Here is a 9,527-nt window from a genome sequence, read left to right as displayed (position 1 = left end):
GCAGCCCAAGCCTTGGGTAACTTGGGAAATGCTTCAGAAACTGTCATCAGTGCCCTGCTGTTACGTCTGGAAGATGAAGATAACTCAGTGCGTAGCTCGGCAGCCCAAGCCTTGGGTAACTTGAGAAATGCTTCAGAAACTGTCATCAATGCTCTGCTTTCACGTCTGGAAGATGGGGATAACTCAATGCGTAGCTCGGCAGCCCAAGCCTTGGGTAACTTGGGAAATGCTTCAGAAACTGTCATCAGTGCCCTGCTGTTACGTCTGGAAGATGATAACTCAGTGCGTAGCTCGGCAGCCCAAGCCTTGGGTAACTTGAGAAATCCTTCAGAAACTGTCATCAATGCTCTGCTTTTACGTCTGGAAGATGAGGATAACTCAATGCGTAGCTCGGCAGCCCAAGCCTTGGGTAACTTGGGAAATGCTTCAGAAACTGTCATCAATGCTCTGCTGTTACGTCTCGAAGAGAGGAATGACTTTGTTGTGCATTACTCGGCAGCAGCAGAAGCCTTGGGTAAGTTGGGTCTGAAATCTAGTCACGTTTTGACTGCTGTCGTGCAATGGATAGATAGCCATCAGGATGCAAAATATGTCTGTTTAGGTATTGATGTGTTGTGGGATTTGGTGGTGGGTGAGGGAAATCGATCGCCAGTGCCTTTTTAGAAGTATGTAGCTTTTGCGCCAGTAAAACCCGATCGCACTTCCGGAAATTTCACCAAAAATGCCGTCAGTCTGCTGTTTGACGATTAGGGCCCTCCATCCCCTTAATAACCGGGAACAGAGGTCAACTATTCAATCGAAAATCCCAAATCCCAAATCTAAAATCGATCGATTATTCAATCGAAAATCCAAAATCGAAAATCCAAAATCGGTCGATCGACCCCAGCGACGGCCAGGATAGCCAATGGTTGCTACAATCGGGGAGGGTATATGTTGTGGCTAACACTACAGCCCGTAACCCTGAAAGCTAATAGCTAAATTATTAAAAATCTGCCTCTCCTGCCATGTTTAAAAATCTGCTAGGCGATCCCAACGCGCGCAAACTGAGAAAATTTCAGCCTTGGGTAGCTGATATCAATATTTTGGAAGAAGACATCCGCGCCCTCTCAGACGACGGCCTCAGAGGGAAAACGGCGGAGTTTCAAGAACGTCTGGCAAAAGCTAAATCTCTCAACGAAGAGAAAGAGATCCTAGACGAAATCTTGCCGGAGGCTTTTGCAGTGGTGCGGGAAGCGGGACAACGGGTTTTAGGAATGCGCCACTTTGATGTCCAACTCCTCGGGGGCATTATCCTGCACAAAGGCCAAATTGCCGAAATGAAAACCGGTGAAGGCAAAACTCTCGTGGCGACGCTGCCGGCTTACCTCAACGCCCTCAACGGCAAAGGCGTACACATCATCACCGTCAACGATTATCTCGCAAGGCGGGACGCGGAATGGATGGGACAGGTGCACCGCTTCCTGGGATTGACTGTGGGACTGATTCAGCAGGGCATGGATCAGGTGGAACGAAAGAAAAATTATAGCTGCGATATTACCTACGCCACTAACAGCGAGGTGGGCTTTGATTATTTGCGCGACAACATGGCTACTGTCATGGAAGATGTAGTGCAGCGTCCTTTTAATTTCTGCGTGATTGACGAGGTTGACTCGGTGCTGATCGATGAAGCCAGGACGCCTCTAATTATTTCCGGCCAGGTGGAACGCCCGAGTGAGAAGTATATGCGGGCGGCTGAAGTAGCTGCTGCTCTGAGAAAGGAAAATGAAGAACATTACGAGGTTGACGAAAAGGCTCGGAATGTGCTTTTGACCGATGAAGGGTTTGGTGAAGCTGAGCGGTTGTTGGGCGTTACGGATTTGTACGACCCGGCTGACCCTTGGGCGCATTACATTTTTAATGCGATTAAGGCGAAGGAATTGTTTATTAAGGATATTAACTACATCGTCACTCCCGATCGCGAAGTCGTGATTGTGGATGAGTTTACGGGCCGGGTGATGCCGGGACGGCGCTGGAGTGACGGTTTGCACCAGGCGATCGAAGCGAAGGAACGGGCGGAAATTCAGCCGGAAACTCAGACGCTGGCGACTATTACTTATCAGAATTTCTTTTTGCTTTATCCGAAGCTGTCGGGGATGACTGGGACGGCAAAGACTGAAGAGACGGAGTTTGAGAAGATTTACAATCTGGAAGTAACGCTGATTCCCACTAACCGGATTACCAGCCGTACTGACCTTTCGGATATGGTTTACAAGGCGGAGGCTGGCAAGTGGAATGCGATCTCCCAAGAATGCGCGGAAATGCACGAGATCGGTCGGCCGGTGCTGGTGGGTACTACAAGCGTAGAAAAGTCGGAGTTGCTGTCGCGGCTGCTGCTGGAACGCAAAATTCCTCACAATTTGCTCAATGCTAAACCGGAAAATGTGGAGCGGGAATCAGAAATTATCGCTCAAGCCGGACGCAAGGGTGCTGTGACGATCGCCACGAACATGGCGGGACGCGGTACTGATATTATTTTGGGCGGTAATTCTGAGTACATGGCGCGCCTGAAGTTGCGGGAGTATTTTATGCCCCGGATCGTGCAACCCGAAGATGACGACGGGTTTTCGGTGGTGCAAGTGCCTGGTATTAGCGGCCGCCCCGCACCTCAAGGTTTTGGTCAGACTGCGAAAAAGGTAAAGTCTTGGAAAGCTTCGGCGCAGATTTTCCCGACGCAGTTATCGAAAGATGCCGAGCAAATGCTCAAGGCGGCGGTGGAATTGGCGGTGAAGGAGTACGGCGAGCGATCGCTCTCGGAATTGCAAGCCGATGATATCGTGGCTATAGCTTCGGAAAAAGCGCCGACAAAAGACCCGGTAATTCAAAAATTGCGGGAAGCTTACAATTTAACTCGCAAGGAGTACGATGCTTTTACCAGCACCGAACACGATGAAGTGGTGCAGTTGGGAGGCTTGCACGTCATCGGTACCGAACGCCACGAATCGCGCCGGATCGACAATCAGTTGCGCGGCCGGGCGGGACGCCAAGGAGACCCTGGTTCCACACGGTTTTTCTTGAGTTTGGAAGACAATTTGCTCAGGATTTTCGGCGGCGAACGGGTGGCCGGTTTGATGAAGGCTTTCGGTGTTGAGGAAGATATGCCGATCGAATCTGGAATGCTGACTCGTTCCCTCGAAGGCGCTCAGAAAAAAGTCGAAACCTACTATTACGATATCCGCAAGCAGGTATTTGAATACGACGAAGTGATGAACAATCAGCGTCGAGCAATCTATGCGGAACGTCGCCGAGTATTGGAAGGTTTGGACTCCAAGGAACAGGTAATTAGATATGCCGAACAGACGATGGATGATATCGTGGGAGCATACATCAATCCCGATTTACCTTCGGAAGAATGGGAACTCGACAAACTTGTGAGCAAGGTGAAGGAATTTGTTTATCTGCTCGCTGACATGACACCGGATCAACTAGAAGATTTGTCCGTTGAGGAAGTTAAAACTTTCTTGCACGAACAAGTCCGCAATGCTTACGACATCAAAGAAGCGGAAGTTAATGCAATCCGAGCCGAATTGATGCGAGATGCGGAACGGTTCTTTATTTTGCAGCAAATTGATACTTTGTGGCGGGAACACTTGCAACAAATGGATGCTTTGCGCGAGTCTGTAGGGCTGCGCGGTTACGGTCAGAAAGACCCGTTAATCGAGTACAAAACTGAAGGTTACGAGCTGTTTTTGGACATGATGACGGATATCCGCCGCAATGTGGTTTATTCGCTGTTCCAGTTCCAGCCGCAGCCGGCAATGCAAGTTTCGCCAGAGATGGTTTGAAGATAGTTAACAGTTGACTGTTAAAACTTAAAAATGAAGGATTTAATCTTTCATTTTTAAGTTTTATTTTAAGGGAATTTAACCCTAAAATCATAATAGGCAAACAAACGATCACCTTGCTGAAAAAGAATTTCTTGCAGCAATCAAGCCATTTCAATGACATCGACAACGAATCCAACGGTTTGCAGTTTTACAGCAAGCGCGCCTTCTCCGGCTGTGAGAGCTAACGCTACAATAATTGAAGTGACTAAAGTAATTGCTTTTACCTAAAATTTGAGATTGAGGCTGTACTCTGTGAAATCCCCCTTCCGGTTACTCGCTCTGGTGTTAACTTTGTCTCTGGCTGGGATGCCTCTGTTGGCGGTGGCTCAAACGATTGAGGAGTTATCTCAACAGGGTAATGCGGCTCAAAGTGCTGGTAACTACACTCAGGCTGAATCGATATGGCGTAGAGTAATTCAAGTTTACCCGAATAATTCCGTAGCTTACAACAATCTGGGGGATGCCCTGAGACAACAGGGGAAAGTGGAGGAAGCGATCATTGCCTACCGTCAAGCTATCCAACTTGACCCCAAATTTGCCTTAGCTTACTACAATCTAGGCTATACGATATATAACTATGGGAGACTAGAAGAAGCCTACCGTCAAGCGATCCAAGTTGACCTCAAATCTAACACTTATTACTACAATAGTGACGAGGCAAAACTAGAGCAAGCGATCACCGCCTACCGCCAAGCCATCCAACTTGACCCTAAATTTGTCTATGCTTACATCGGTCTGGGTGACGCGCTTAGAGACTACGAGAAACTGGAAGATGCGATCGCAGCTTATCGCCAAGCCATCCAACTTGACCCCAAATTTGCCCTAGCTTACAACCACTTAGGCACTGCGCTGTATAAGCAGGGGAAACTAGACGAAGAGATCGCCGCCTACCGCCAAGCCATCCAACTTGACCCCAAATATGCCGGAGCTTACTACAATCTGGGTCATACACTGTATAACCAGGGGAAACTGGAGGAAGCGCTCGCTGCCCTAGGCCAAGCTATCGAACTCGATCCCAAATTTGCCGAAGCTTATGCCGAACTGGGCAACGCGCTGTATAACCAGGGGAAAGTAGAGAAAGCGATCGCTGCCCTACGCCAAGCCATAGAACTTGAACCCAAAAATGCCAGAGCTTACAACAATCTGGGCAGTACGCTGGCTGACCAGGGGAAACTGGAGGAAGCAATTGCCAACTATAGGCAAGCTCTGAGTTTGCCAGATACTAGGACTGCAAAACCTTTCAGTGTTCATACTTTCGCACACTATGGACTAGGCTACGCACTACAGAAGCAAGGCAATTTAGAACAAGCCATTGAAGAATATAAACGATCGCTCCAAATCGACCCAAATTTTGTTTATGCCAGCAACAACCTCAACGAAGCAGAACGGCTGTTAAACTTACGACGAAATCCCCAAGTAGAAGCAAGGGACGATCGCCCATACTTGCCGAAAAACGACCCATCGTTCCCCATTTTGCGCCCAGTCGTACGCATCATCGCCGAATTTTCCAGCAGCGACATACAGGGAAGCCAGAAAGGGACAGGCTTAGTCATCCAGCGAGAGGGCAACCGCACCTTAATTATCACCAACCGCCACGTTATCCTTGACCAAGCCACAGGAAAACAAGGCCAAAACATTCAAGTCGAATTTTTCAGCGAACCCCCCTCTGGCAAACTCAGGATGCGGCGAAATGCCAGAGTTCTAGGCATGACTCCCCCCACTGACAACCTCGATATCGCCGTCTTAGAAGTCACCGACCCCCTTCCCGACGATATCAAACCCTTGCCCACTTCCTCAAACCCCATTCAGCGCCAGATGTCTGTCCGGGCCATTGGCCATCCAGTGCGGGGCATCCCTTGGTCTATAGAACCGGGTACAATCAGCAGCTACAACAGCCAACAATTGCAAATATCCGGGACGGCCATCCAAGCGGGCAACTCCGGCGGCCCGGTCATCAATTCAGAAAATCAACTTTTAGGCATTGTAGTAGAAGTTGATGAAGGCCTTGGTTTTGCCTATTCTATGCCCGTAATTATGGAAAAATTACGAGCATTGGGAATTAAATAAGGTTGCTAACGTCGCCTAAGATAACCGCATTACCCAGTCAACGAAGGAAATTATGAAGGCCAAACTTTTATTTGCCAGCGTCATCGCCCTCACTCTCAGCCAAATACCCGCCCTCGCCTGTCCCGAAGGCAACCTCCGTTCCACCGACTACATCCGCCGAGACAACCGCTGCGAAGGCATCAAGCGGCAACCCGTCAGCGGCAATAGTTTGCGCTTAATTTCCCTCGCCACCCGCAACATCCCCAGCTATCAAGCACAAGTCTCCATGAAAATTCCCGGCATCAACGGCGGCGGAAAGCCAGAAGTGAAAGTGCAATCTTTAGACAAAAACTATCAATTAGATAACCCTTCCCTTACTGAAAACAGCGGATTCTATACCTTGTTATGGGATAGTTACGTTCTCAAGCAAGAGAAGGTTCCTAGCAATAGCCTGCGGGCCGTAGCATCAGTGAATTTCGGTTCACAAGTGGTGTACGTTCCAGTTATTTTAGGGCAAAGTTCTGGACAGTACGAATTTGTTTTCTATAGCCCCAGTCGGGTAAAATTCCCTGTCTTTAGAATTTTGCGAAACGGCAAAGAAGTATACAGCAACCCCCGCAATCTAATCCAAACTAATGAAATGATTTTTACCTGGGATAGCCGCAATGCCCCAGCCGGCCGCTATGAATTGCAAATTGAGGCGGAAATTGAGCCACGAGGGAACCAGCCAGAGAAAATTAATCGGAAAATTGTCTTTGAACACAATCCTAACTGGCTGAAATAAATGCTTGTCAAGGATTCAGTTTGTAGTAAGGACTGAAGCCCTTGAACTCCTAAAAAGCTTAGTACCAACTATTTTTTTATAATAAAGGTCAGATTGGGCAGCTTACCAGCTTAAAATCACCCAGGATTAAAACATGGCACGCAGGCAAAAAATTAAGCAGCAAATTGGTGCTTTTCTCAGCGCGATAAAGATAGATAAAATTGGGCAAAAGCTGATTGCCACAGGACGGCTGGTGATTTCTGGGATAAAAAAGGGGTTAAATTGGGTGATTAAAACTTTAAAATCCCTCTCCACCTATCTATGGTCAAATAAAATACTCACTTTTGTTTTAGGTCTCTTGCTAATCTTTAGCGGTTTAACGCTTGCCGCTTTTGTACCTAGTACCCACATTTTTGAAAGCAATCTCACCGTAGAAGAGATGAGCTTTACATACGCTGGCAAAGAGCCAAAACTGTTTTTAGATCCTGTTCGTGGCCTCAAAAGTTTAGAAATTGAAGGCCAACAAACTCTCACTTTTACAGGAAAAATTCAAAGCAAATCTACGCCCGCATTAAATCAACTCACCATCTTAGAAATAGAGCCAATAGATAGCACAAGTAAGTGGTCAATTGCTCCCGCCAACCTGAAACAATCTAGCGAACTAGAATTCACAGAACTGCGGCTGCAACCTGATACAAAAGTTAATAATCTGAGTTACGATACCTATCGCAATCAGCTTGCTTTTTCGCTGACACCAGTAAAAAAACCAACTAATACTAATATATTACAGCTTAATTTGGGAAATCAACCCCTGAAAGTTAGCTTAGAAGGATATCAATTGACAAATGTCAAATTGCCAATTGATTCAGAAAAACAAAGGCAGTTAGAATTTATTCTGACACCCAACACTCAGGAATTCAGATTAAACCTTGCAGATCCTGTTACTATCTATCTGCAACAACCACCTGCACCCAAAAACAATGAATCTAAGCAATGGTTTCGAGGTAAAATAGAGGTAAAAGATGTACAATTTCAGCGTTTAGATAGGACAGGAGCAAATCAGGACGATAACTTACCTATTTCAACAATTCTTAAGGGTGAAGTCCACATGGCAGAGCAGAAAAAGGAAATCAAGCGAAATCAATTTCTCATGGTGGAGGAACCGGGAATTAAACTGATCCGCTATCTTAATATTGTTCCCCAAGAAGGGTTAGAAGTCCGCATTTCTGGTAAATCGAAACTGATTCAGATCGGGTTAGATAAGGAGTTTCCTGTTTCCCGAATTCAAGCGAGTTGGCTAGATGGGGTTTTATCTGGCGATGCGATTATTGCGCTGATTTCTTTCTGTGCTGCTTCCTTTACTTACTTGTTGTCTTTTATCATTAATGAGATTTCTAAATCAACAAGTAGCAATCCGTGATTTGAATAAGCTATCACATGAAATTTGGTATTATACCCAATCTTCTTGATCGCTTTTTTGTTTCCTGTAAACTTCACCTGTGGCGTGAATTTTACGGGTTTGTTCATAAAGACTTTCTTCGGTATAATTCCATTTTTGCAGGACTTTTTTTAAGTCCGATTGAATATCTCTAGCGCCGGGAAAGCCTCGGTAGCGAATTATTAATCTTGCTAATTCCGATAAATTGTAGTCGGTTGCTTCTCCTGCTATTAAAGTATCGACACTGGCTCGATCCCGCTTGTATTGCGGATGCTGCTGATCTTGAGTTTTTTCTACTGAATCCATACTATTTTATGTTTTCCAATCATCTGAAAATGTTGCTACAAGCAACCGCCACCAAAAGCGCGGACATAAATAACCTAATGAATAGAGTCTTAAATCCGCGCTTCATAAACGGTTTGATTCGGGTATCATAACTGTCAACTGTCAACTGTTTAAGTTGTCGTTTCAGTCATTCCCAGAAATTTTTGTGTTTGTTCAGTAATACCAAATAGTCGATCGCCGTGACAAAAGATTTCCCAGGCGCGAATTCCCATAAAACCAATACCTGCAACCGCCAAGGGCATCGCTGCGGCACCTAAAAGCGCGGCAATGGGGGGAAATATCATGCACAGTGTTAACAGAATGCCAGTAATAACACCGCCAGCAATGCCAGCTTTGGCGGTGGCGGTGGCGACTTGTTCGACTAACTCTGACTGCGTAATTTTGCCTTCAACGCACAATAGCGAATTTTCTAAGATAGAAAATATTAACTCAATTACTGCAGCGGCAATCGCCCCTTTCATTGCAGCCCCAACGATTTCGGCAACTGCTGCTTTAAACGCTGCATCCGCTAAAACTTGCTTAGCGACTGCTAATTCTGCGGCAGTCATGTCTTTACCACCGCGAGCACGATTCACCCAAAAATATTCAAAAATCCCGTTAGCAGCTTCGCTTCCGCCTCCATTGACGTGGGCTTGGATGTGACTCCAATCTTTATCTTGACAGAAGTTGCGAATTGCTTCTGGGCCTTGGGCACGAATTTGGGCGGGTATTGATTCAAATACTTTTGCTGCTTCTTGCACATTTCGGATGCCGTCACGCATTCCAGCCCTCGCAAATTTCGATTGCAGATTTATTGGCAGGTTCTCAAAACGGATGTTGTGTGCTATTTTAAAAGCTTCTTGAGTGGCGATCGCCCCAGCACTAACCATTGAACTTGGCGCTGATTGTACCCACGCCGTTAATACAGTTGCATTTTCCTCAACTTTAGCAGCGATTTCGTTGGCTAAGTTTTGGGTATCGGCAACAGTTTCTTGTACTTTAGCCGTTAGGAATTCGAGCGGACTCTGGCTAATTTCCATGTCGATCCAGCTTGCATAGTTAATGATTGAATTATTTTGACTATAACATCCCT

Annotated in this window: 7 protein-coding genes; 5 read left to right on the top strand and 2 right to left on the bottom strand. The window is 46.4% G+C overall.

The genetic code is table 11. The features are described from left to right. The 5 genes from QUA27_RS18345 to QUA27_RS18325 all read left to right on the top strand — a co-directional run. Positions 1 to 663, top strand: a 663-nt coding sequence (locus tag QUA27_RS18345; protein ID WP_333069557.1) for a HEAT repeat domain-containing protein, incomplete at its 5' end; no start/stop codon positions are given. Positions 664 to 1,004: 341 nt separating this feature from the next. Beyond that, positions 1,005 to 3,821 carry a preprotein translocase subunit SecA gene (gene secA, locus QUA27_RS18340; protein ID WP_333069555.1) on the top strand — a complete coding sequence of 939 codons (2,817 nt, stop codon included), beginning with the start codon at positions 1,005 to 1,007 and terminating at the stop codon, positions 3,819 to 3,821. Between the two features lie 294 nt (positions 3,822 to 4,115). Then, entirely contained in the window at positions 4,116 to 5,930 is a 1,815-nt protein-coding gene (locus tag QUA27_RS18335; RefSeq protein WP_333069553.1) for a tetratricopeptide repeat protein, read from the top strand. A gap of 52 nt (positions 5,931 to 5,982) precedes the next feature. After that, entirely contained in the window at positions 5,983 to 6,693 is a 711-nt protein-coding gene (locus QUA27_RS18330; RefSeq protein WP_333069552.1) for a hypothetical protein, read from the top strand. Between the two features lie 133 nt (positions 6,694 to 6,826). After that, a complete protein-coding gene (locus QUA27_RS18325) occupies positions 6,827 to 8,092 on the top strand; it encodes a hypothetical protein (RefSeq protein ID WP_333069550.1) in 1,266 nt (421 codons plus the stop codon). Between the two features lie 30 nt (positions 8,093 to 8,122). Here the strand turns inward: QUA27_RS18325 and QUA27_RS18320 are convergent, their stop codons facing one another. Both QUA27_RS18320 and QUA27_RS18315 read right to left on the bottom strand, forming a co-directional pair. Next, positions 8,123 to 8,416 (bottom strand): DUF3288 family protein, encoded by a 294-nt coding sequence (locus tag QUA27_RS18320; RefSeq protein WP_333069549.1) that lies wholly within the window; start codon positions 8,414 to 8,416, stop codon positions 8,123 to 8,125. Positions 8,417 to 8,565: 149 nt separating this feature from the next. Then, positions 8,566 to 9,474 carry a hypothetical protein gene (locus tag QUA27_RS18315; protein WP_333069548.1) on the bottom strand — a complete coding sequence of 303 codons (909 nt, stop codon included), beginning with the start codon at positions 9,472 to 9,474 and terminating at the stop codon, positions 8,566 to 8,568. Positions 9,475 to 9,527: the final 53 nt, after the last annotated feature.

Origin of the sequence: Microcoleus harperi Pol14_C6 (assembly GCF_036701295.1) — a bacterium.
Taxonomy (GTDB): Bacteria; Cyanobacteriota; Cyanobacteriia; order Cyanobacteriales; family Microcoleaceae; genus Microcoleus.
The sequence above is the reverse complement of the archived record's forward strand: the minus strand, read 5'-3'. Positions and strand labels throughout refer to the sequence as shown.

Coding starts and splice junctions, on each gene's coding strand:
- QUA27_RS18320 (WP_333069549.1), bottom strand. CDS start 8,416: ATGGATTCAGTAGAAAAAACTCAAGATCAGCAGCATCCGCAATACAAG.
- QUA27_RS18330 (WP_333069552.1), top strand. CDS start 5,983: ATGAAGGCCAAACTTTTATTTGCCAGCGTCATCGCCCTCACTCTCAGC.
- QUA27_RS18315 (WP_333069548.1), bottom strand. CDS start 9,474: ATGGAAATTAGCCAGAGTCCGCTCGAATTCCTAACGGCTAAAGTACAA.
- QUA27_RS18325 (WP_333069550.1), top strand. CDS start 6,827: ATGGCACGCAGGCAAAAAATTAAGCAGCAAATTGGTGCTTTTCTCAGC.
- secA (WP_333069555.1), top strand. CDS start 1,005: ATGTTTAAAAATCTGCTAGGCGATCCCAACGCGCGCAAACTGAGAAAA.